The organism is Microbispora sp. H10830 (assembly GCF_014161375.1).
Classification (GTDB): domain Bacteria; phylum Actinomycetota; class Actinomycetes; order Streptosporangiales; family Streptosporangiaceae; genus Microbispora; species Microbispora catharanthi.
In genome coordinates, this window is record NZ_JABBWX010000012.1 from 85422 (window position 1) to 107208 (window position 21787).

Here is a 21787-nt window from a genome sequence, read left to right on the forward strand (position 1 = left end):
GACGCCGTTGACTCGGTGATCCGGCGCAAATTAGTTTGGCTTCCAGCCAAAAGAAGGGCACGTGCATGCCACTGTGGTACGGAGGGGACTACAACCCGGAGCAGTGGCCCGAGGAGGTCTGGGCCGAGGACGTCGCGCTCATGCGCCGGGCCGGGGTCACCCTCGTCACCGTCGGCGTCTTCTCCTGGTCGCGGCTGGAACCGTCCGAGGGCCACTACACCTTCGGCTGGCTCGACCGGGTGCTCGACCTGCTCGCCGACGGCGGGATCGGCGTGGACCTGGCCGTCCCGACCGCCTCTCCCCCGCCGTGGTTCTCCCTGGCGCATCCCGATGCTCTGACCGTCACCCGGGACGGCGTACGGCTCACGCACGGCAGCCGCGACACCTACTGCGTGAGCGCCCCGGCGTACCGCGAGGCGTCGTCGCGGATCACCCGCGCCCTCGGCGAGCGCTACCGTGACCACCCCGCGCTGGCGATGTGGCACGTGCACAACGAGTACGGCACGCCCTGCCACTGCGACCACGCCGCCGCGGCGTTCCGGGCCTGGCTGCGGAAGCGGTACGGCGGCCTCGACGCGCTGAACGACGCCTGGACGACCGCGTTCTGGGGCCAGCGCTACTCCGACTGGGCGCAGATCACCCCGCCCCGGGCGACTCAGTACCTCCCCAACCCGGCGCAGGCGCTCGACTTCCGCCGGTTCGTCTCCGACGAGATGCTCGCCCACTTCGCCGAGCAGCGCGACCTGCTTCGCGAAGCGACCCCCGGGGTGCCCGTCACCACCAACTACGTGCTGGCCGGCTGGGCCTGCGTCGACCATTGGAAGTGGTCGCGCGAGGTGGACCTGGTCGCCATCGACGACTATCCCTCGGGACAGGGCATGGCGGCGGCCGAGCAGACCGCCTTCGCCGCCGACCTGGCCCGATCGTGGGCAGGCGGGCGGCCCTGGCTGCTGATGGAGCAGGCCACGGGGTATGTTCCGGGCCCGCGCACGTCGCCCAAGGAGCCCGGCGAGATCGCCCGGCACAGCCTGCAACACGTCGCCCGGGGCTCGAAGGGCGCGATGTTCTTCCAGTGGCGAGCCTCCCGCGGCGGTGCCGAGCAGTGGCATCCCGGCATGGTCCCGCACACCGGCCCGGACTCCCGCGTCTTCCGTGAGATCTGCGCCCTGGGCGAGGCGCTGAAGCGCGTCCCCGCGCCGCTCGACGGGCCGCCGATCGTCGAGGCGGAGGTCGCGATCCTGTGGGACGAGGAGGCGTGGTGGGCCGTCCAGGGGCCCGGCCTGCCGTCCGCCGAGATCGACTACCTCGCGGCCGCCGAGCAGGCCCACCGGGTGCTGTGGCGGCAGGGCGTCGCCGCCTGCTTCGCCCATCCGTCGCACGATCTGCCGGCGTACCGGGCCGTCCTCGTGCCGAGCCTCTACCTGCTCTCCGACGAGGCCGCCCGGAACCTCGCGACGTACGTGGAGGGCGGCGGCACGCTCGTCGTGTCGTTCTTCAGCGGGATCGCCGACGAGCACACCCGGATCAGGCTGGGCGGCTACCCGGGGGCGTTGCGCGAGATCCTCGGCATCCGCGTGGAGGAGTTCCGCCCGCTCGCCGACGCGATCGAACTGCCGGAATTCGGCCGGGCGACGGTGTGGAGCGAGGTCGTCCACCTGGACGGGGCCGAGGCGGTCGCCCGCTACCCCGGCGGCGGGCCCGCCGTCACGTGCCACCGCCTCGGCGGCGGCACGGCGTGGTATGTCTCGACGCGGCTCGACGACCCCGGCTATGCCCGCGTCCTCGCGCGCGCCGGGCTGGCCGGGAGCGGCATCCCCGGCGTCGAGGTCGTGCGGCAGCGGGACCGGGTCTTCGCCATCAACCACACGGAGGACGAGCAGCCCGTGCCGGTCGACGGCACCGACCTGATCACCGGCAAGCCCGTCGACGGCAGGCTCGACCCCGGCGGATACGTCGTCGTGCCCCTATAGGTGCGACGCGCGGTCAGTGTCCTACGGGGATCCGGGGATCCGGCGCCTCGGCCGACCGGCGGTGCCGGGCGGCCTCCGCCGTCCCCTGCTGAGCCCTGTCCGGCTGTCCGGGCTGCGGCTTCTCCTGCGCCTGTTCCCGCGCGGGCCGGCCCTCGGCCTGCCGGATCTCGTTCTCCAGGTCGTCCGCCGTCGGCGCCTCCAGCATGCGGGGCACGATCGCGGTCCCGGCCCGGGGGACGGCCCAGAAGTTCCCGGTGCGCTCGCCGTACCAGACCATCCAGCCGGGCGCCCTGGCCGCCAGTGCCCGCGCCGCGTTCCTGCCCGCGGTGATCTCGTCCGCCATGCCGATCCTCCCGTTCGCCGTACTTCCGGGAACCGGCCCTCTACCCGCGTGCGGACGGGTCAAGCGCCGGATCCTGGCGTTCCCGTGACCTTCCGGATGCACCGGTCAGGTTTGGGCCATGGGCCCGGCATGGTCGGTAATGCGCTCATCAAGAAGGAATGGGGAGAGTAAGCATTTTTCGAGAAAGGCGGGATACGCCTCATTTGTCTGGCTAGCTGGTATGTTTGAAGTGCTCCAGTCTCCACCCTCGCGAGACCGGGCGACGCGCAGCGGTCACCGCGTCCGGGCACCCGCCTCCGGCGATCATTCGAAGGCCGCGAGCCCCTATGGGACAGGCGTTCCCCGTGATCCCGGGAGGTTCGGGACACACCGCCAAAGATCCCTACAAAGCCTGACTTCTTTACCTATTTGCCACATTCTGGCGTACAGGTGGGATTGCCGGACGGACCCGCATACCATCGACCGTTGCGCATTACCGGGACCTGACACTCCGCCGGGTAGCGTCGTTCAAGACAGTACGCCCGAAAAATATGGATGAAGGCGCGTATATGACAACGCAGCAGCTCGAGATTACTGTGAGCGATCACCAGCCGGCCGTCGTGGTCGCGCTGCGAGGTGAACTCGACATCGCCAGCGGGGACACGCTCCGGAGGGCGATCAGGCATCTTGTCCGCCAGGGTCGCGTCAAGATCGTGGTGGATGCGTCCGGTCTGCGGTTCTGCGACTCCTGCGGCCTGGAAGCGCTGCTGGACGCCCGGGACGACATCGAGAAGGCCGCCGGTTCGATGCGGCTCACCGGAGTTCACGGCATCTTGAAGATCGTCCTTGAGGCGACCCGGCTGCGCGACACGTTCACCATCGACGGCACGCCCGTCGAGGCCGTCGCCGCCATGGTGCTGTCGGCCTCGCATGACGTGTCCATGGTCTGAGTGTTCACCGCCTGAACGTTCACGGTCCGACCGTTTGACCGCCTTGACCGCCGCCCCCGCCCTCTCGCCGAGGGCGGGGGCTTCTGACCGCCCGCCGCGGTCGTTTGTGCCGGTCAGGTCGGGGTACGCGCGGACGGGGGGGGGAACGGCCCCACGTCGTTCAGGGGAGGAACACGGACATGGATCAGTCCCGCGCACCCGTGCTGGAGGCGCTCACCGCCTATCGCCGGCGGGGAGACCTCAGCTTCACGCCTCCGGGCCACAAGCAGGGGCGGGGGGTGGATCCGCGGGTCCTGGAAGTCCTGGGCGAGGACCTTTTCAGGGACGACGTGATGATCATGAACGGCCTGGACGACCGGTTGCAGAGCAACGGTGTGCTCGAAGAGGCGCAGCAGCTCATGGCGGCGGCGGTCAACGCCGAGCAGGCGTTCTTCTCCACCTGCGGCAGCTCCCTGTCCATCAAGAGCGCCATGCTCTCCGTGGCCGGTCCCGGGGAGAAACTGCTGGTCGCCCGCAACGCCCACAAGTCGGTCATCTCGGCACTGATCCTGAGCGGCGTCGAGCCGATCTGGGTGCACGGGGACTGGGACGGCGATCTGCACATGTCGTATCCGCCCACGCCGGAGGCGGTGGAGGAGGCGTTCAAGGCGGCCCCCGACGCCAAGGGCGTCATCGTCGCCAGCCCGGTGGACTACGGCACCTGCGGCGACCTGGAGGGAATCAACGAGGTGTGCCGCAGGTATGACCGGACGTTCATCGTGGACGAGGCATGGGGCGCCCACCTGCCGTTCCACGAGGACCTGCCCACGTGGGGCATGAACGCCGGGGCGGACCTGTGCGTGACGAGCGTCCACAAGATGGGCAACGGGCTGGAGCAGAGCTCGGTGTTCCACCTGCAGGGCAACCGGGTGGACCCGGCCGTGCTCAAGGCCCGCGAGGACCTGCTCGGCACGACCAGCCCCTCGACTCTGATCTACGCGGCGCTCGACGGCTGGCGCAGGCAGATGGTGGAGCACGGCAAGGACCTGCTCGACCGTACGCTGGAGCTCGCGGAGTCGGTCCGCAGGGAGATCGACAAGATGCACGGCCTGTGGGTGCTGAGCAAGGAGAACACCCGCGCCTTCGACATGGACCCGCTGAAGATCGTGGTCGACGTGTCGGGGCTCGGCGTCGACGGCTATCACGCCGCAGACTGGCTGCGCGAGCGCTGCCACGTCAACCTCTCGCTGAGCGACCACCGCCGCGTCAGCGCCGAGATCACCGTCGCCGACGGTGAGGAGACGGTCGGCGTGCTGCTCGACGCGCTGCGCACCCTGTCATCGGCCCGCGACCTGCCGCCCGCGGCCGTGATCGACGTGCCCGAGCCGGGGGAGCTGGAGCTGGACATCGCGATGCTGCCCAGGGACGCGTTCTTCGGTCGGGTCGAGATCGTGCCCACCGGTCAGGCGGTGGGCCGGATCGTGGCCGAGATGGTGACGCCATACCCGCCGGGCGCACCCGCCCTGTGCCCGGGGGAGCGCATCACGCAGCCGGTCCTGAGCTACCTGACCAGCGGGCTCGAAGGCGGCATGAGCATCCCCGACGTCAGCGACCCCAGTCTGAAGACGCTGCGCGTCGTCGCCGAGTGACGGGGGTATGACGGGGAGCGCCCAATCAGGACCAGCACAGTCAGGACCAGCGCGTCAGGCCCAGCAGGAGGCGGCCGTCTGCGCCATGAGCAGCTCGACCACGTCGCACAGCCGGCCGCGCCGGGCGTACGCCGCCCGCTGACGCGCCGCCCCCGACCCGCTGCGGCGTACGCGCTCGAGCTGGTCGGTCAGCGGCGTCCAGTCGCCGTTCTCCTCCAGCACCGGCCGCACGTACTCGAGCAGGCGGTCGACCAGCCGCCAGGCCGGCACCCTGCCTATGGAAACCCCGGCGCCGAGCAGATCGAGGGCTTCGCCGTCCACGCCGTCGCGGGCGGCCCTCCAGTAGGCCGCCCGCAGCAGAGTGTCCTCGACCTCGGGGGCGGGCACGCCCGCCCGCACGTCGCGCAGCGCCGTCTCGGCCAGCCCCCGCACCAGTCCGGCCAGCAGCACGGTCTCCCCGACCGTCGGGCACACGTCGGCCGCGCGGATCTCCAGCGTCGGCACATGATCGGACGGGCGGACCAGCCAGTAGATCATCTTCCGGTCGAGGATCGTGCCCCCGGCCAGCATGCCGGCGACCAGGCTCTCGTAGTGCTCGACCGAGCGGAAGAACGGCGGCGGCTCCGCGCTCGGCCACCTTCCCATCATCAGCGCACGCCAGCTCGCGTAGCCGGTGTCCCTGCCGTCCGAGATCGGCGAATTGGCCGCGAGCGCCTGCAGGACCGGTAGCCACGGCCGCAGGTGGTTGCTGACCCGCACCGCCTCCTCGCGGTCGGCGATCCCGACGTGGACGTGGCAGCCGCAGACGCCCTGACCGTCCATGATCGCCCCGAACTCGCGGAGCATGGTCTGATAGCGAGGGCACGATGAGAGGGGCGGCACTCCCTCGTTGCCGTCCAGAGCGGTGCCGCACGCGAGGAGCGCGAGCCCGGCGCTCGCGGCGGCGCAGGCGGCCGCGCGGCGCATCTCGAGCAGGTCGCCGTGCAGGTCCCGCAGGCTGGTGTGCACGGCGGTGTTGCTCTCCAGTTGGAACTGTGTCAGTTCGAACACCAGCCGGTCCGCCCCCGGCCCGGCCGCCCGCTCGCGGATCTCCCGCGCCGCCGGGGCGACCCGCCCGGTTCGCGGGTCGGCGAGCAGGAACTCCTCCTCGACCCCGAGCGTGAGCGTCGCCGAACTCACGGTTGCCTGCGCGACGAGGGAAGGTCCGTGCACGGTGTCGAACTGGACCTCCCTTGTCACGTCTGGCATAAGCGGTCTTTTCAGGAGGGGTCCAGTCGGTCAGTTGCCCATTCCCCCCGACCATCGGGCGAAAAACCACATATGGCGTTTCTTGACCGTCCAGCTCGACCGCCCGGCTTGATCCTCCATTCGTGGCCTTCCGCAGGCCGTACGCCCCGGTTCAGGGGCGTCGCTGCTCTAGACTGACGAACCTGGCCGGGACTCCGGCCAGGCCCTGTCCCCCTGTCCCCCCTTCCCCCCACCGCCCGACCGTCCCCGCAGCGTCCGCCGAGGTGTGCTCCGTGACCGCCGCCGTCGTACTGACTCCCGTGTCCGCCCCAGTAGCCGACCATGTGCTGGTCGTCGCGCTCGACGGCGCCTTGGACTACACGAACGCCGAGCGGTTGCGCCAGGACGTCGAGGCGGCCCTCGGCGAGGAGCATCGCGAGCTCGTCCTCGACCTGAGCGGCGTGAACTTCTGCGACTCCACGGGCATCCGGATCCTGCTGTCCGTACGGAAGCTGATACAGGAGCGCAACGGGGCGGTGACGCTGGCGGGCCTGAACGCCCGGCTGGCGAGGATCTTCAGAGTCACCGGACTGATCAGCGCCTTTATCGTCGTGCCGGGCCTGGCGGAGGCCGTCGACGCGGTCAGCGCGCGGTCGACCCCCAGGTGAAGGCAGGCAACGAGTAACGAGACGGTAGCCTCGAAGACATCGGGCGGCAGACCCAGCCAGGAAGACAGCGGCGAGGAGGACAGGTGGTGGATCACCGCCGGCAGTGGCCGATAACGGATGATCTCGCGGCGCTGCGCGAGAACATCCAGCGGTACGCCGTGCAGGCGGGCCTCACCGGCCCCCGGCTGGACGACCTCGTCATCGCCGCCAACGAGGCCGCCATCAACGTGCTCGAACACGGAGGGGGAGCCGGCACTCTGGCGATCTCCTGCGACGGCGGCGTGCTCGCCGTCGACGTCGCCGACCACGTCGGCGTCCTGCGGCCCGGCGCGGTGCCGAGCGAGCGGCCCAGCGGTCGCGGCGACCGCGGCTTCGGCCTGTGGCTCATGGGCGAGCTGTGCGACTCGGTGACCATCGACCGGGTCCCCGGGCAGTCGACGATCCGGCTGTCCATGCAGGTTGACGACGGCGCCGCCTCCCTCGGGCGCAGCGCCCACCCCGTCTGAGCGGGCGCCTCCCCCCATCGCCTGGCCCCTGCCGCCTGCCACCCGGCTCTGTCGCCTGGCCCTGTCGCCTGGCTCTGTCACCTGGCTCTGTCGGCAAGCGGCGGCCCGTCGCGGACCCAGGCAGCGCCCGGGTCGACCCCTGGTTGGCCCTGGTTATCGTCCCGATCCCGTAAACCGGGCCGTCACGGCTCTCCGGCCGCCTTAACCTGGGTCCGCGACCACCTCCTCATGGCTGCTGGACGGCTACCTGAGGAATGCCCATGACGCGGCGGCAACCGCGATCAGGGCGCAGAGGCGGATGGTCCGGGGTGTGCTGTCGACCACGTCCCGGACCGCTCTGGCCACCTCTCCGATCCACGAGCCGAACTCCGGGTCGTGAATCCGCCCTTCGTGACGGCGTCCCGCGCTCCCGCGGGGCCTGATAGCAGTCATCGGGGCCCCCTCCCCATATGCGCTGTCCGAGATCGATGTCTCGGACGTGTCGATCGGCCCGATCAGGAATCCGTTCCCGGCCGGTCCGAGGCGCGCCATGGGCGGAATCCCCGCCGCCGCCGCGCCGCCGACCCGGTAGGAGGGATTCCGGACCTTTCCCTGATGTTCACAGGTGACCCACCGTGCACGCAACGAATGCGAGTGGGATTCGAGGTTCCATACGAAGAGTGACGATCAGATCACAGCTTGCGATAGCTTTTGATCCTGATTTGTCCGCTGACGCGAAGTTGTCTGTCCGATTTGTCCGAAGCGCTTTCCGGAATTTTGGGTCAGCGCGCGACACGCCGTCATTTGTCTCAGAGGACGGCATCGGGCGGCATATCCGGGCCGCCCGCGCCACGTCTTCACGAGGCCGGGACCGCGTTCGGATGGGGGATGCCCGAGACGATGTTACCGAAAGTGACGCCTCCGTCACGCATCAACGGCCCGGTGGCGGCTTCAGGCCCCGAGGTCGCGAACGGTGTTCTCGAGGCACCGCGTGAGCGCCTCCACCCGCTCCTCCGTCACCGGCTCGTCGCCGTGGGCCTCGGGCAGGTCCGCGCGGCGCACCACCACGAGCTTGCGGTGCCTCTCGTCGATCTCGTCGAGCGGCAGCACGCGGCACTCGCCCCGGACGAAGACCAGCGCGACGTCCGGGTCGGCCGACTCCAGCAGCCGCCGTACGCAGTCGGGGTCCAGCAGCGCCATCGTGCCTCCCTCGCCGATCGCCGATGCCTTCTACGGCCGCGTGCCCACGCCCGTCGTGACCTCCTTGATCCGCTCCCGGCCCGAAGCGGGCGCGAGCGGCGGGGTCTCCATGCCCGCACCTCGCCGCATTCCCTCGATCACGGCGCGCAGGGCGTCCACCGCGCTGTTCCGGGGCTGCCAGCCCAGCTCCTCGCGGGCGCGGGTGATGTCCATGATCGGGACCTGCAGGACCATCTCCACCAGGCCGGGCGAGGCCGGGATCAGCCGCAGGTGCCAGCCGGCCGACACCGCCGTGCGGACCACCGCGGCCGGGACCGGCAGCCGCCGCGCGCCGAGCAGGTCCGCCAGCACGGCGGGGTCGATCACGGGGTCGGCGGCGATGTTGAACGCCCCCCGCACGTCACGGGTGAGCGCCAGCCGGAACGCCTCTCCGGCGTCCCGCGAGTGGAGCGCCTGGAACCGCAGGCGCGGCATGTCCGGCACGAACGGGATCAGCTCCGGCCGCACCAGCCGCTGCGGCAGGAACGGCCCGGCGAACAGCCGCCGCTGCTCGGTCGCGGCCTCCTCCTTGAAGATGAACCCCGGGCGCATCCGCACCACGCGGATGTCCGGGTGGTCGCGCTCGAAGATGTCGAGCACGCGCTCGACGTAGGCCTTCTCCCGCCCGTACGCGGCGTTCGGCCAGCCGTGGGTCGGCCAGGACTCGTCGACGGGCGGGTCCTTGGGCCCCGGCGAGTACGCCCCGACGGACGACGAGTGGACGAGGACGGAGACCCCGGCCCGGACGGCGGCGTCGAAGACGCGCATGCTGCCGAGCACATTGGAGTTCCAGGTGGTGACCGGGTCGTGCGTGGGCTGGAACAGCCAGGCCAGGTGCACGACCGCGTCGGCGCCGGCGAAGATCGGATCGAGGTCGTCCCTGAAGACGTCGGCCGTACGCCATTCGGTCTTCGCCGGTTGCCAGCCCGGCATCCGCCTGGCGACCCCGACGATCGAGGTCACGCTCGGCTCGGACTCGAGGGCGGCGAGCACGCTCGTGCCGACGTTTCCGCTCGCACCAACCACGACAACTCGCATGAAATACTCCGTTTCCTGGCATAAGCCGCTACAAACCGCGATAGCGCCCATCCCCGACAATTGGGTGATCATGCGCTTCGTGGTCGCCCGGCTGGAGCGGGCCCGAAGATGGGGTTCCAGATTTCCCCTGGGACAATGCGGGGGAATCAGTGGTGGCGCGGGAATACCGCTACCTAGGAGGATTAAGTTCTCAATCTGGTCAGAGAGGCGGAGCAGCAGAGATGGCTCAGATCGTCGGTGGCGGACGCCCCGTCAATGACGCCGAGCGAAGGGTCATCGCGCACCTGCGGGACAACGCCCCTGACGACTGGCTGCTGCTGCACAACATCGAGATCCCGCGCGGGGCCGACCTGTTCGAGGTGGACGTGGTCGTGCTCACCGGCCACTCGCTCGTGGTGATCGACGTGAAGGGAGCCCGGGGCCGGTTCGAGGTGTCGGGCACTCGGTGGTTCCCCCAGCACCGGGAGGCGTTCGGCTCGCCGGTGGCCAAGCTGCGCGGCACCGCGCGGGCGCTGAAGGGCCTGCTGATCGAGAAGCACCGCGAGCTGGAGCGGCTGTACGTCGACAACGTGGTGGTGCTGACCGCCCCAGGCGCCGTCCTCGTCGACCCCAGCGGCCGCGACGCCCGGCACGTCACCACGATCGCCGGGCTCGTCCCCATGCTCAGCGACGTGTCCCGGGTGCGGCACGGGTGCAGCCGCGACGCCGAGCCCTACCGCACCGCGATCCTCGAGGCGCTGAACGGCACCGTGCGCCGCTCGACCGCGCCCCCGCGCTTCGGCAACTGGGAGGTGGAGGAGCAGCTCGGCGGCGACAGCCGGGTCACCGAGTATCGCGCCGTCAACGCGACCGCCCCGACCAGCGGGACCGTGCTGCTGCGGGTCTACCGCGCCGACCCGATGGCCGAGCAGCGGCGGCGGGTGGCCGAGCAGCGGCGGATCGCCAACGCCTACCAGTCGCTCGCCAAGATCCCGCCGCATCCCTGCGTCGTACGCTCGCGGGACTTCTTCGCGATCGACGACGAGAGCCGGTTCGTGCTCGTGCTCGACGACGTCCACGGGCAGGCCCTGCACCTGCACCTGACCGGGCGGAGGCTGGACATCGACGCCAAGCTCGGCGTGATGGAGGACATGCTGGACGGCCTCGCCCACGTCCACGCCAACAACGTCATCCACCGGTCGCTGACCCCCGCCTGCGTGCTCGTCACCGACGACGGGAACGCGATGCTGACCGGCTTCGACTACGCCAAGCCCGGCCCGCGCAAGCACACCGTGGCCAACGAGCTGCCCAACATCCTCGACGTCCACTACGTCGCTCCCGAATGCCGGGCGCGCCCCGATCGCATGACCCCCGCCGGTGACGTGTACTCGGCCGGAGTGATCGCCTTCCAGCTCCTCACCGGTGAGCTGCCCGCGCCCGGCGTGGACGCCGAGCCGGACGCCGGCGGCGTCGCCCCCGAGGTCATGGACCTCGTACGGCGGATGCGCGACCCCACACCGGCCAAGCGCCCGGACGCGGCCACGGCCCTCGTGGAGCTGCGGGTGGCCCGCGACGCCCAGCCCCGGCGGCGCGCGCCGTTCGGCGGCAGGATCAGGAGCGCCCTGCGCCGCCTGTCCCGCCACTGAGACCGAGGCGGTCACGCGGGACCTTCGTCACTTCTCCGGCGGCCCAAGGAAGGCTAACGTCCAGGTCATGATTCGGGTGTTCCTGGTGGACGACCACGAGGTCGTGCGGCGTGGTGTGGCGGCGTTGCTGGACGCCGAGGACGACATCGAGGTCGTCGGCGAGGCGGGGACGGCCGAGTCGGCCGTGGCCCGCATCCCCGCGCTGAAGCCGGATGTGGCGGTGCTCGACGTGCGCCTGCCCGACGGCAGCGGGGTGGACGTGTGCCGTGAGGTGCGCTCGAAGCTGCCCGGCCTGGCCTGCCTGATGCTGACCTCCTACGCCGACGACGAGGCGCTGTTCAACGCGGTCATGGCCGGGGCGGCCGGGTATGTGCTCAAGCAGATCCACGGCTCGGACCTGGTCGGCGCGGTGCGCACGGTGGCCGGCGGGCAGTCGCTGCTCGACCCGCAGACCACGGCCGCGATGCTGCACCGGCTGCGCGACCAGGCCGTGAAGAAGGACCCGCTTGCCGCGCTGTCGGACCAGGAGCGGCAGATCCTTGAGCTGATCGGCGAGGGCCTGACCAACCGCCAGATCGGCGAGCGGATGTTCCTGGCCGAGAAGACGGTCAAGAACTACGTGTCCAACCTGCTGAGCAAGCTCGACATGCAGCGCCGCACCCAGGCCGCCGCGCTCGCCGCCCGCCTCAAGGCCGGGCAGGAGAGCTGAGCCGGGGCCGATCGACGTCGACAACGGGACCTTCGTCCCTAACCCGCGTGGCGGTCGATCCCCCAGGCTTGCAGACATGAAGCTCGACTCGGCCGGCCTGGAGATCCTCAGCGGAGGGGAATGCCTGGACCTGCTGGCCTCCACCCCCATCGGCAGGATCGTCTTCACCGATCGCGCCCTCCCCGCCGTCCAGCCGGTCAACTTCTGCCTGCTCGACGGCAACATCGTCATCCGCACCGCCCCCGGTTCCAAGCTCGCCGCCGCGGCGCGGAACGCCGTCGTGGCCTTCGAGGCCGACGACTTCGACGCGACGTTCCGTACGGGCTGGTCGGTGACCGCGGTCGGGCACGCCCGCGCGGTCTCGGAACCGGAGGAGATCGCCCGCCTGTCGGCGCTGCCGCTCACGCCGTGGGTGCCCGGAAGCCGCGACCACTTCATCGTGATGGCCCCCGAGCAGATCTCCGGCCGCCGGCTCAACAGATAGCTCCCCGGCAGGAACGCCCGCCTCGTCTCCCGAGGCGGGCGTTCTTGCCGTGCGTCAGCGGGTGACCGTCAGACGGCGGCGGAACACCCAGTAGGTCCAGGCCTGGTAGGCGAGGACGACCGGAGTGAAGATCGCCGCCACCCAGGTCATGACGCCCAGCGTGTACGGCGTGGACGCCGCGTTGTGGACGGTCAGGCTGTTGGCGGGGTCGAGCGCGGGCATGACGTCCGGCCACAGACCGCCGAAGAGGGTGACGGTGACCGCGACGACGGCGGCCGCGTTGGCCGCGAAGGCCCAGCCGTCCCGGCCGCGCAGCGTCGCGACGAGCGCGCCGGCGATCCCGGCGGCGGCGGCCGCCACGCTCACCCAGGTGCCCGCGGTGCCGGTCATGAGCTGCGTGACGAGCAGGAACGCCCCGCCCAGCACGAGGGCGGCCAGACCTGCCCACCGGGCGGCCGTCCTGGCCCGCTCCCTCAGCTCGCCGGTGGTCTTGAGCGCGGTGAACACGGCGCCGTGCAGGGTGAACAGCGCCAGCGTGGCCGCGCCGCCCAGCAGGGCGTAGGGGTTGAGCAGGTCGAGCAGGCCGCCGGTGTACTCGTGCCGGGCGTCCAGCGGGACCCCGCGCACGATGTTGGCGAAGGCCACTCCCCACAGGAAGGCCGGGCCGAGCGAGCCCCAGAAGAACGCGCGGTCCCAGCCCCGGGTGCTGTCGCTCTTCGAGCGATACTCCAGGGCCACCCCGCGCACGATCAGGGCCAGCAGGACCAGGAAGAGCGGCAGGTAGAAGCCGCTGAACAGGGTGGCGTACCACTCGGGGAAGGCGGCGAACGTCGCGCCGCCCGCGACCAGCAGCCAGACCTCGTTGCCGTCCCAGACCGGGCCGATGGCGCGCACGAGCGTGCCGCGCTCGGCCTCGTCGCGGCCGAGGAACGGCAGCAGGACGCCGACGCCGAAGTCGAACCCCTCCAGCACGAAGTAGCCCGTCCACAGGACGGCGATGAGCAGGAACCAGACGGTGGTGAGCTCCATGGGATCGTCCTTCAGTACGACAGGGCGGGGAGAGCGGGCTCGTCCTGGTGGACCGCGTCCTCGGGCTCTGGCCCCTGGCGGATGAACTTCAGCAGCAGGCGGACCTCGATGACCGCCAGCACGGCGTAGACCAGCGTGAAGCCGATCAGGGTGGTGGCGACCTCACCGACATCGGAGCCCGGGGAGACGGCCGCGGCGGTCCGCATGACGCCGAACACGGTCCACGGCTGACGGCCCATCTCGGTGAAGATCCACCCGAGCGTGTTGGCCAGGAACGGCAGCCCGATGCCGAGCACGCCGAGCCGGTAGAACCAGGGGTTGCCGGGCAGCCCGCGGCGGCGGGTGGACCACAGACCGGCCAGCGCCAGCAGCCCGGCCAGCGCGCCGAAGCCGATCATCAGCCGGAACGACCAGTACGCGAGGCCGACGACCGGCCGGTAGTCGCCGGGGCCGTACGTCTTCTCATAGCGCGCCTGGATGTCGTTGATGCCCTCGACCTTCCCGTCCAGGGTGTTGGTGGACAGCAGGCTCAGGCCGTATGGGATCTGGACGTTGATGTGGTTGCGGCCGTTCTCCACGTCGCCGACCGCGAAGATCGAAAAGCCCGCGGAGGTCTCGTCCTCCCACAGGGCCTCGGCGGCTGCCATCTTCATGGGCTGCTGCCGTGTCATCAGCTGCGCCTGCCAGTGGCCGCTCAGCATCACCCCGGCCGACGCGACGAGCGTGACGACGAGGGCGGCGCGGGCCGAGGCGCGGAACAGGTCCACCTCGCGCCTGCGCGCGAGCTGCCAGGCGCTCACCCCGATGACGAACGCCCCGGCGGTCACGAACGCGCCGAAGATGACGTGGGGGAACGTCGCCAGAGTGGTGACGTTCGTCAGCACCGCCCAGATGTCGGTGAGCTCGGCGCGCCCGGTGGCCGGGTTGAGCCGGTAGCCGACCGGGTGCTGCATCCAGGAGTTGGCCGCGAGGATGAAGTACGCGGAGATGTTCGTGCCGATCGCGGCCAGCCAGATGGTCGCGAGGTGGACCTTCGGCGGCAGCCTGTCCCAGCCGAATATCCACAGGCCCAGGAAGGTGGACTCCAGGAAGAAGGCCATCAGCCCTTCCATCGCGAGCGGCGCGCCGAACACGTCGCCGACGAACCGCGAGTAGGCGCTCCAGTTCATCCCGAACTGGAACTCCTGGACGATGCCGGTGACCACGCCCATCGCGAAGTTGATCAGGAACAGCTTGCCCCAGAACTTCGTCATCCGCAGGTACGCCGCATCGCCCGTACGGTGCCAGGCCGTTTGGAACCCGGCCACGAGAACCGACAGGCCGATCGTGAGCGGCACGAACAGGAAGTGGTAGACGGTCGTGATGCCGAACTGCCACCGGGACAGATCCAGGACGTCCATAGGGGCTCCACACGCTCATGAGGGACGTCTGAAGCCTGGCCCAGCCCGGATCACCGCCCCAGGGCTGGCGGACCCGACTGGGAGAGGACCTTGGTCACGATCCCTCGGGACCGTTGGCGATGATGGACCTGTGCGTGTGCGTCCCGTCTCCCCGTCCCTGCTCGTGGAGGAACTCGCCGACCTGATCGCCGACCGGCCGCGCGACGCGTGGGTGCGCGTCGCCGTGGACGGCGCCCCCGCCGCCGAACCGGGACGGCTGGCCGACGATCTGGTGGAGCCGCTGCGCCTGCGCGGCCGGGAGGTCCTGCGGGTGCCCGCGGCCGGGTTCCTGCGCCCGGCCTCGCTCCGGCTGGAGTTCGGCCGCACCGACCCCGACGTGTTCCACGACGAGTGGCTGGACGTGGGCGGCCTCACCCGCGAGGTGCTCGGGCCGCTCGAACCCGGCCGTACGGGCCGGGTGCTGCCCTCGCTGTGGGACAGCGAGCGCGACCGGGCCACCCGCGCGGACTACGTGACGCTGAAGCCGGGCGGGGTGGTGCTGCTCGACGGCGCGCTGCTGCTCGGGCGCGGCCTGCCGTTCGACCTGACCGTCCACCTGTCCATGTCGGCCGCCGCGCTGGCCCGCCGTACGCCGCCGGAGGAGCGGTGGACGCTGCCCGCCTACGAGCGGTACGAGCGCGAGACCGGCCCGGTGCGGGCCGCCGACGTGGTCGTCCGCGTCGAGGACCCGCGCCACCCCGCGGTAGTCAGTCTTTAAAGCTCGTACGCCTCCAGCAGGCGCAGCCACACCTCGCTGACGGTCGGGTACGCCGGGACGGCGTGCCACAGGTCGTCCAGGGTCACCCCGGAGGTGACCGCGATCGTCGCGGCGTGCAGCAGCTCGGCCGCCCCCGGGGCCACGAAGGTCACGCCGAGCAGCACCCGGCGGCGCTCGTCGACCACCGCCTTAACCTTGCCCCGATAGCCGTCGCCGAGGAGGTAGCCACCGGCCACCTGCTCCATGTCGTACTCCAGGACCCGCACGTCGAAGCCCTCGGCGCGGGCCTGCGCCTCCGTGCGGCCCACGGCGCACACCTGGGGATCGGTGAAGACCACCTGCGGCGCCCCGGCGCGGTCCGCGCGGTCGCGCATGCCGGGCCGGTCGTCCGCCTCGCCCCGGGCCCGGGCGACGATCACGTCGGAGGCCACCCGCGCCTGGTATTTGCCCATGTGCGTGAGGAGCGCGAGGCCGTTGACGTCCCCCACCGCATAGAGCCAGCCGTCCGCCACGCCGGTGGCCCGCATGCTCTCGTCCACCGCGACCGGACCCGACTCCGGCAGCCCGACCGAGGCCAGGCCGAGATCGCCGACGGCGGACCGGCGGCCGGCGGCGACCAGGATCTCGTCGGCCGTGACCGTCCCCCCGCTCGCGAGCCGCACCGTGACCTCGCCGCCCGGCTCCGGCCGCTCGACCTTCTCCGCGCTCTCGTGCGTGCGGATGTCGATGCCCTGGTCGGTCAGCGACCGCGCGACCGCCTCCCCGGCGAAGGGCTCCAGCCTCGTCAGCAGCTCGCCGCCCCGGACGAGCATCGTGACCTCCCTGGCCCCGAGCCCGCGCATGGCCTGGGCCATCTCGCACGCGACCACGCCGCCGCCGATCACCACGAGCCGGTCCGGCACGGCACGCACCCCGGTCGCCTCACGGTTCGTCCACGGCGCGGCCGCGGCGAGACCGGCCACGGGCGGGATCACCGGGCGGCTCCCGGTGGCCAGCATGACGGCGTGGTTCGCGACGAGCGTGCGGGTGCCGCCGTCGGCCGTCGTGACCTCGACCCGCCGGGGGCCGGCGAGCCGTCCCGTGCCGCGTACGAGCGTCACGCCCGCCGAGTCGAGCCACCTCGCCTGCCCGGCGTCGTCGTAGTTCGAGACCACGGCGTCGCGCCGGGCCAGCACCGCGGCGGCGTCGATCGGCCCGCCCCCGGCTGACGTGTCCAGCCGCAGCCCCGTGACCCGGCCCACCTCTCCCGCGAGGTCCACCGGCCGCAGGAGCGCCTTGCTCGGCATGCAGGCCCAGTAGGAGCACTCCCCTCCCGCCAGCTCGCTCTCCACGATGACGGTGCTCAGGCCGGCCGCCGCCATCCGTCCCGCCGCGACCTCGCCCGCCGGACCCGCGCCAATGACGATCACATCGAAGACTTCCACGGGCTCCACCCTGTCACGGGTGCCCTCGTGACGTGGAGACGAGCCCCCCTTCATAGGCGGCGATGACCAGCTGGGCCCGGTCGCGCGCGCCGAGCTTGGCGAGCAGGTGACCGATGTGGGTCTTCACGGTGGCCGTGCTCACATGCAGGTTCGCCGCGATCTCCAGGTTGGACAGACCGCGCGCGACGAGCGTGAGCACCTCCCGCTCGCGGGCGGTGAGGCCGTCGAGCAAGGGGCCGGATCGATGCCTGTCCGCGGCGGTCCGGGCAAACTGTGTGAACTGGGCAAACTGGGCGATCAACCGCCGCGTCACGCTCGGCGCCAGCAGCCCCTCGCCCGCGGCGATGACGCGGATCGCCGTGAGCAGGTCGGCGGGCGGGGTGTTCTTCAGCAGGAACCCGCTCGCCCCGGCCCGCAGCCCCGCGTAGACGTACTCGTCGAGGTCGAACGTGGTGAGGATCAGCACCTTCACGCCGGACGTCCCGGCGCAGATCTGCCGGGTCGCCTCGATGCCGTCCATGCCGGGCATCCGCACGTCCATCAGCACGACGTCGGGACGCTCTGCACGGGCCAGTTCGACGGCCCGTGCCCCGGTGCCCGCCTCACCGACCGCGACCAGCCCCGGCGTGCTGTCGACCAGCAGGCGCAGGCTGCCGCGCAGCAGTTCCTGGTCGTCGGCGAGCAGCACCCGGATCGGCGCGGACTCGTTCACGTCCCCTCCCCTCCCAGCGGCAGGCGGGCGAGCACGCGGAACCCGCCGCCGGGCAGCGGACCCGCCGTGAAGACCCCGCCGTGCGCCGTGACGCGCTCGCGCATGCCGATCAGGCCGTGGCCGGGCGGACCGGGGGGCAGGACCCGGCGGCCCGGCCCGTCGTCGGTCACCTCGACGCGCACCTGTTCTCCCTCGTCGCGCACGGAAACCCGGCAGGCCGCCGGGGCCGCGTGCCTGACCACGTTGGTGACGGCCTCCTGGACGATCCGGTGGACCGCCAGCTCCAGCACCGGGGGCAGGCCGTCCGTCACCCGCACGTCCAGGTCCACGCGTACGCCCGCGGCCGCCGCACGCTCGGCGATGTCCGGCAGCGCCTCGAGGCCCGGCGCCGGAGACAGCGCGCCGATGACATCTCCGGGGGCCGTACGCAGCACGCCGAGCATGTGCCGCATCTCGGTCAGCGCCTGCCTGCTCGTGGTCTCGATGACCCGCAGCGCCTCCAGTGCCTCCTCCGGCCGCCGGTCCGCCACGTGCGCGGCGACCCCGGCCTTGACCCCGATGAGGCTGAGCGTGTGGGAGACCACGTCGTGCATCTCCCTGGCGATGCGCAGCCGCTCCTCGGTGACGGCGCGCTCGGCGGCCTGCTCGGCCCGGCGCGCGGCGTACGCCCGGCGCTCCCGCACCGCCCGGCCGATCGTCCAGGCGCCGCCCAGCGCGAGCGAGCCGAGCACGACGGTCTCCACGATCCGCCTGACCTCCGGCTCGGCCGCCACGCCGCCGAACGCCGCCAGCAGCAGCGCCCCGACGGTCAGGACGCCGATCGCCGCCGTCGGCTCCCACCGGCGCCGCCGCGTCGTGAGCGCGACCGGATAGAGCGCGTACGCCATGGCGGCCAGCGGTTCCCGCGCGACGCCGAGCGCCATGACCGCAGCGGACGCGACCGCGACGACGCAGAAGACCGGCAGCGGCCACCGCCGCCTGACCGCGAGCGGCAGCGTCATCGCGGCGATCAGGGCCCAGGCCGCCGGGTGATGCACGTCCGGGGAGTTGACGACCAGCACCAACGCGTACCCCAGCGCGGCCAGCAGGTCGAGCGCGACCAGCTCACGGGGGCGCAGCGGCCGGGGGAACAACGGCCGCACGTCCGGATCGTCCACGCGCCCACGCTAGCCATCCCCGCGCACGCCCGCCTCCTGCCCTGGTCTGTCATGCCACGGTCTGAGGCGCGTCCGGCGGATCGCACTCCGCTCCGACGCGGGGAACGGGCGCCCCGCGAGACCGTCAGGACATGATCGAAGTCAGAGAGCTGACCAAGCGTTTCGGGCGCACGGTCGCCGTGGACGGGCTGACGTTCCACGTGAAACCAGGCCGCGTGACCGGGTTCCTCGGGCCGAACGGCGCGGGCAAGACCACGACCATGCGGGTGATCCTCGGCCTGGACCACCCGGCGAGCGGCGAGGCGCTGGTCAATGGCCGCCGCTACGACCGCATCCGCCACCCCATGCGGGAGGTGGGCGCGCTCCTTGACGCCGGCGCCGTCCAGGGCGGCCGTACGCCCCTCGGCCACCTGAGCTGGATCGCCCGAGCCAACCGCATCGGCCGCGACCGGGTCGTGTCCGTCATCGAGCAGGTGGGCCTGGCCGGCGTTGCCCGCAAGCGGATCGGCGGCTTCTCGCTCGGCATGCGCCAGCGCCTCGGGATCGCCGCCGCGCTCCTCGGCGACCCCGCGGTGCTGCTGCTCGACGAGCCGGTCAACGGCCTCGATCCGGACGGCGTGCGCTGGATCCGCGAACTGCTGCGCGGCCTCGCCGCCGAGGGACGCACGGTGCTCCTGTCGAGCCACCTGATGAGCGAGATGGAGCTCACCGCGGACCACCTCGTCATCATCGGCCGCGGGCGGCTCATCGCGGACACCCCGATGCGGGAGCTGACCGCCGTAAGGGACGTCCTCGTCCGCAGCAGCCGCGCCGGTGACCTCGCCACCGCACTTGCTGCCGCGGGCGGAACGGTCACCGCCGAGGACGGCGGGGGCCTGTCGGTGCGCGGCCTCGATCCGAAGGAGATCGGCGACCTCGCCGCCCGGCACGCGATCCCCCTCCACGAGGTCACCCCTCGCGGCGCCTCGCTGGAGGAGACCTACATGCGGCTCACGGCCGAGCTCACGGGTGGGGGTGCCGGCCGGTGATCGACGCCCTCGCCGCCGAATGGCTCAAGCTCCGCACCCTCCGGTCCACCTTCGTCGTCCTCGGCGTGGTCGGCGTCGTCGTCGCGCTCATGGCCCTGCTGGCGTGGTATGCCGTCCACCTGTGGGAGGGCCTGCCGCCCGGCCGGCGCGATCACCTGGAGGTGTCGTCGCTGCCCGAGCTCGCCAACTGGCTCGCCTCGCTGTGCCTGGCCGTGCTGGGCGTCCTCGCCTTCTCGGGTGAGTACGGCACCGGCATGATCCGCACCACGTTCACCGTGCTGCCGTCACGCGGGCGGGTGCTCGCCGCCAAGGCGGGCGTCGTCGCGGTCGCCGCCTTCTGCACGGGGCTCGCGGCCGTGCTCGCGACGTATGCCGCCGGGCGGCTCATCATCGGCGATCGGCCCATCCGAGGGCAGTCGGCCGAGGCGCTGAGCCGGCAGATGCCGCTCTTCCTCGCGTTGAGCCTGTCCATCGCGATGTTCGCGCTGCTCGGCCTGTGCCTGGCCGCGATCACTCGGTCGGCCGTCGCCGCCGTCGCCGCGCTCGTGGCGGTCTGGTACGTGCTCCCGATCATCGTCAACAACATCCCGGCGCCGTGGAACGAGCGCATCGGCTCGATCCTGCCGGGCGCCCTGGCGGGCCAGCTGGCCGGCACCGGCAACCCCCAGTCGCTCGGCGGCGCGCTCCTGTCGCCGCTCGCCGCGCTCGCGGTGACGGTCGCCTGGGTGGCGGTGCCGTACACGGTGGCCGCCGTCCTGCTGGCCCGCAGGGACGCCTGACGGCTCAGCTCGCGCTCAGCGGCGCGCAGGCCCCAGGGGTTGCGGTGGTCGCGGTGGTCGCGGTGGCCGGCTTCGCGGCCGTGCTCGCACCCGCGTCCGCCGCGAGGGACACCTTGGCCGTGAGCGAGAGGGTCAGGGGCAGGGTGAGACCGGGCGAACAGGCGGGAGCGCACGTCGCGGGCGCGGGCACGGACTTCACGACCGGCTTCTCGACCGGCTTCTCCACGGGCTTCACGACCGGCTTCACGACGGGAACGGGCGCCGGAGCCGGGGCGGGCTTGACGACCGGCTTCACCACCGGCTTGACGACCGGCTTCGCCACCGGCTTCACGACGGGCTGCACGAGCGGTGCCGGGTCGGGCTTCGACGCGGCGGGCGTGGACGTGACGCCGGCGGGCCGCTTGCCGGGATCGACCTGCGGCCGGGACGCCGGTGCGTCCTGCTTGCCGTCCTTCTTCTCGTCCTTCACGTCCTTCTTCACGTTGGCGGAAAGGTCCACGTCACGCTTTTCCACCTGTGGGGAGAACGTCGTCTTGCCGTTCTCCTCCTGGCCGTCGCGGTTGATCTCGACCGTCTCCGGCGTGTCCTGCAACGCGGCCAGCCGGTCCTGGTCGGCGTACTGCTGGGCGGTCGTGCTGCCGTTCTGCCAGTTGTACGGCAGCGCGGCCGCATCCGTCGTCTCCTTCTGGAACGGCGTGAGGACCAGCGTGAGATCACGCATCAGGAACTGATGCTGGCGCTGCTGCTCCCGCAGCCGCTGATTGTGCCGGTGCCCGTTCTTCTGGCTGTTGCGCTGGCCCCGGGAGTGCGGATGGCCGAACCGGACGAGGCCGTGCTGCGCGGACATCGTGGCGGCCCCCGCCGGAGCCGCGACGAGAGGAACACTCGCGATCACGGCGCCACCGGCGAGGACGGCGCCGATCGCGAGGATCCCGGCGACGCTCGTGCTGTTTGCCATTTCGTTTTCCCCCTAGAACAACCGCAGAAGAACCACCGTGCTTACCGATCTCGGGGTTTCCGCGCAGATCACCGGACAAACGAGCTAAGACCCGGTCTTTCCCTTCCCCTGCGCATTGTTGAGGGCGCCGCAGGTTTAAATGTCCGTCTTATGAGAGAAATGTCCTGACACCGCCCGATGCCGCCCGCCGTACCGTCG

21 protein-coding genes are annotated in these 21787 nt (G+C 71.6%); 11 read left to right on the forward strand and 10 right to left on the reverse strand.

Annotation, left to right across the window (positions count from 1 at the left end):
- Nucleotides 1–65 precede the first annotated feature (65 nt).
- On the forward strand, nt 66–1970 hold the full coding sequence (locus HHX35_RS27955; RefSeq protein WP_182901687.1) for a beta-galactosidase: 1905 nt from the start codon (nt 66–68) through the stop codon (nt 1968–1970).
- Between the two features lie 13 nt (nt 1971–1983).
- Here the strand turns inward: HHX35_RS27955 and HHX35_RS27960 are convergent, their stop codons facing one another.
- Nucleotides 1984–2313 (reverse strand): hypothetical protein, encoded by a 330-nt coding sequence (locus tag HHX35_RS27960; protein WP_182901688.1) that lies wholly within the window; start codon nt 2311–2313, stop codon nt 1984–1986.
- A gap of 530 nt (nt 2314–2843) precedes the next feature.
- Here HHX35_RS27960 and HHX35_RS27965 point away from each other — a divergent pair.
- Nucleotides 2844–3242 carry an STAS domain-containing protein gene (locus HHX35_RS27965; RefSeq protein WP_220505978.1) on the forward strand — a complete coding sequence of 133 codons (399 nt, stop codon included), beginning with the start codon at nt 2844–2846 and terminating at the stop codon, nt 3240–3242.
- Between the two features lie 179 nt (nt 3243–3421).
- Nucleotides 3422–4870: an aminotransferase class I/II-fold pyridoxal phosphate-dependent enzyme gene (locus tag HHX35_RS27970; protein WP_182901689.1), complete on the forward strand. Its 1449-nt coding sequence runs from the start codon at nt 3422–3424 to the stop codon at nt 4868–4870.
- Between the two features lie 54 nt (nt 4871–4924).
- Here the strand turns inward: HHX35_RS27970 and HHX35_RS27975 are convergent, their stop codons facing one another.
- The gene (locus HHX35_RS27975; protein WP_182901690.1) at nt 4925–6118 is read right to left on the reverse strand and encodes a glutamate--cysteine ligase; all 1194 of its coding nucleotides are present in this window, start codon (nt 6116–6118) and stop codon (nt 4925–4927) included.
- A 272-nt stretch (nt 6119–6390) separates the two neighbouring features.
- Here HHX35_RS27975 and HHX35_RS27980 point away from each other — a divergent pair, with 272 nt between their 5' ends.
- Nucleotides 6391–6765: an STAS domain-containing protein gene (locus HHX35_RS27980; RefSeq protein ID WP_182901691.1), complete on the forward strand. Its 375-nt coding sequence runs from the start codon at nt 6391–6393 to the stop codon at nt 6763–6765.
- Between the two features lie 83 nt (nt 6766–6848).
- Nucleotides 6849–7271: an ATP-binding protein gene (locus HHX35_RS27985; protein WP_182901692.1), complete on the forward strand. Its 423-nt coding sequence runs from the start codon at nt 6849–6851 to the stop codon at nt 7269–7271.
- Nucleotides 7272–8201: 930 nt separating this feature from the next.
- On the opposite strand, the gene HHX35_RS27990 is transcribed toward HHX35_RS27985, so the two are convergent.
- Together HHX35_RS27990 and HHX35_RS27995 are read right to left on the reverse strand one after the other, a co-directional pair.
- Complete coding sequence (locus HHX35_RS27990) at nt 8202–8450, reverse strand: hypothetical protein (RefSeq protein WP_182901693.1); 249 nt, start codon at nt 8448–8450, stop codon at nt 8202–8204.
- 30 nt (nt 8451–8480) lie between these two features.
- A complete protein-coding gene (locus HHX35_RS27995) occupies nt 8481–9527 on the reverse strand; it encodes an NAD-dependent epimerase/dehydratase family protein (protein WP_182901694.1) in 1047 nt (348 codons plus the stop codon).
- Nucleotides 9528–9748: 221 nt separating this feature from the next.
- Here HHX35_RS27995 and HHX35_RS28000 point away from each other — a divergent pair, with 221 nt between their 5' ends.
- The 3 genes from HHX35_RS28000 (at nt 9749) to HHX35_RS28010 (ending at nt 12345) form a co-directional block, all read left to right on the forward strand.
- Nucleotides 9749–11152 (forward strand): methylation-associated defense system protein kinase MAD6, encoded by a 1404-nt coding sequence (locus HHX35_RS28000; RefSeq protein WP_182901695.1) that lies wholly within the window; start codon nt 9749–9751, stop codon nt 11150–11152.
- 67 nt (nt 11153–11219) lie between these two features.
- Nucleotides 11220–11861: a response regulator transcription factor gene (locus HHX35_RS28005; RefSeq protein WP_182901696.1), complete on the forward strand. Its 642-nt coding sequence runs from the start codon at nt 11220–11222 to the stop codon at nt 11859–11861.
- A 76-nt stretch (nt 11862–11937) separates the two neighbouring features.
- On the forward strand, nt 11938–12345 hold the full coding sequence (locus tag HHX35_RS28010; RefSeq protein WP_182901697.1) for a pyridoxamine 5'-phosphate oxidase family protein: 408 nt from the start codon (nt 11938–11940) through the stop codon (nt 12343–12345).
- 54 nt (nt 12346–12399) lie between these two features.
- Here the strand turns inward: HHX35_RS28010 and cydB are convergent, their stop codons facing one another.
- Nucleotides 12400–13374, reverse strand: a complete 975-nt coding sequence (gene cydB / locus HHX35_RS28015; protein WP_182901698.1) for a cytochrome d ubiquinol oxidase subunit II — start codon at nt 13372–13374, stop codon at nt 12400–12402.
- Between the two features lie 11 nt (nt 13375–13385).
- Nucleotides 13386–14774: a cytochrome ubiquinol oxidase subunit I gene (locus HHX35_RS28020; RefSeq protein WP_182901699.1), complete on the reverse strand. Its 1389-nt coding sequence runs from the start codon at nt 14772–14774 to the stop codon at nt 13386–13388.
- Nucleotides 14775–14904: 130 nt separating this feature from the next.
- Between HHX35_RS28020 and HHX35_RS28025 the strand changes: the two genes are divergently transcribed.
- Nucleotides 14905–15531 (forward strand): uridine kinase, encoded by a 627-nt coding sequence (locus tag HHX35_RS28025; protein ID WP_182901700.1) that lies wholly within the window; start codon nt 14905–14907, stop codon nt 15529–15531.
- On the opposite strand, the gene HHX35_RS28030 is transcribed toward HHX35_RS28025, so the two are convergent.
- The 3 genes from HHX35_RS28030 to HHX35_RS44800 are packed head-to-tail and all read right to left on the reverse strand — an operon-like array spanning nt 15528 to nt 18824.
- A complete protein-coding gene (locus HHX35_RS28030; protein ID WP_310739351.1) occupies nt 15528–16955 on the reverse strand; it encodes an NAD(P)/FAD-dependent oxidoreductase in 1428 nt (475 codons plus the stop codon). The two genes, HHX35_RS28025 and HHX35_RS28030, sit on opposite strands and share 4 nt — an antisense overlap.
- Nucleotides 16956–16968: 13 nt before the next feature.
- The gene (locus tag HHX35_RS28035) at nt 16969–17667 is read right to left on the reverse strand and encodes a response regulator transcription factor (RefSeq protein ID WP_182901702.1); all 699 of its coding nucleotides are present in this window, start codon (nt 17665–17667) and stop codon (nt 16969–16971) included.
- Entirely contained in the window at nt 17664–18824 is a 1161-nt protein-coding gene (locus HHX35_RS44800) for a sensor histidine kinase (RefSeq protein WP_182901703.1), read from the reverse strand. The genes HHX35_RS28035 and HHX35_RS44800 overlap by 4 nt, the downstream gene beginning before the upstream one ends.
- 131 nt (nt 18825–18955) lie before the next feature.
- On the opposite strand from HHX35_RS44800, the gene HHX35_RS28045 reads away from it, so the two are divergent.
- Both HHX35_RS28045 and HHX35_RS28050 read left to right on the forward strand, forming a co-directional pair.
- Entirely contained in the window at nt 18956–19852 is an 897-nt protein-coding gene (locus HHX35_RS28045; RefSeq protein ID WP_182901704.1) for an ABC transporter ATP-binding protein, read from the forward strand.
- Nucleotides 19849–20631, forward strand: coding sequence for an ABC transporter permease (locus HHX35_RS28050; RefSeq protein ID WP_182901705.1), 783 nt, complete (start codon nt 19849–19851; stop codon nt 20629–20631). The genes HHX35_RS28045 and HHX35_RS28050 overlap by 4 nt, the downstream gene beginning before the upstream one ends.
- A gap of 4 nt (nt 20632–20635) precedes the next feature.
- Here the strand turns inward: HHX35_RS28050 and HHX35_RS28055 are convergent, their stop codons facing one another.
- Entirely contained in the window at nt 20636–21589 is a 954-nt protein-coding gene (locus tag HHX35_RS28055) for a hypothetical protein (RefSeq protein ID WP_182901706.1), read from the reverse strand.
- Nucleotides 21590–21787: the final 198 nt, after the last annotated feature.

Excerpts from the sequence above, each read along its gene's own strand:
- HHX35_RS27975 (WP_182901690.1), bottom strand. The coding sequence starts at position 6,118 with ATGCCAGACGTGACAAGGGAGGTCCAGTTCGACACCGTGCACGGACCT.
- HHX35_RS27995 (WP_182901694.1), bottom strand. The coding sequence starts at position 9,527 with ATGCGAGTTGTCGTGGTTGGTGCGAGCGGAAACGTCGGCACGAGCGTG.
- HHX35_RS27955 (WP_182901687.1), top strand. The coding sequence starts at position 66 with ATGCCACTGTGGTACGGAGGGGACTACAACCCGGAGCAGTGGCCCGAG.
- HHX35_RS28055 (WP_182901706.1), bottom strand. The coding sequence starts at position 21,589 with ATGGCAAACAGCACGAGCGTCGCCGGGATCCTCGCGATCGGCGCCGTC.
- HHX35_RS28000 (WP_182901695.1), top strand. The coding sequence starts at position 9,749 with ATGGCTCAGATCGTCGGTGGCGGACGCCCCGTCAATGACGCCGAGCGA.
- HHX35_RS28005 (WP_182901696.1), top strand. The coding sequence starts at position 11,220 with ATGATTCGGGTGTTCCTGGTGGACGACCACGAGGTCGTGCGGCGTGGT.
- cydB (WP_182901698.1), bottom strand. The coding sequence starts at position 13,374 with ATGGAGCTCACCACCGTCTGGTTCCTGCTCATCGCCGTCCTGTGGACG.
- HHX35_RS27970 (WP_182901689.1), top strand. The coding sequence starts at position 3,422 with ATGGATCAGTCCCGCGCACCCGTGCTGGAGGCGCTCACCGCCTATCGC.
- HHX35_RS27965 (WP_220505978.1), top strand. The coding sequence starts at position 2,844 with ATGGATGAAGGCGCGTATATGACAACGCAGCAGCTCGAGATTACTGTG.
- HHX35_RS28020 (WP_182901699.1), bottom strand. The coding sequence starts at position 14,774 with ATGGACGTCCTGGATCTGTCCCGGTGGCAGTTCGGCATCACGACCGTC.
- HHX35_RS27960 (WP_182901688.1), bottom strand. The coding sequence starts at position 2,313 with ATGGCGGACGAGATCACCGCGGGCAGGAACGCGGCGCGGGCACTGGCG.
- HHX35_RS28045 (WP_182901704.1), top strand. The coding sequence starts at position 18,956 with ATGATCGAAGTCAGAGAGCTGACCAAGCGTTTCGGGCGCACGGTCGCC.
- HHX35_RS27990 (WP_182901693.1), bottom strand. The coding sequence starts at position 8,450 with ATGGCGCTGCTGGACCCCGACTGCGTACGGCGGCTGCTGGAGTCGGCC.
- HHX35_RS28010 (WP_182901697.1), top strand. The coding sequence starts at position 11,938 with ATGAAGCTCGACTCGGCCGGCCTGGAGATCCTCAGCGGAGGGGAATGC.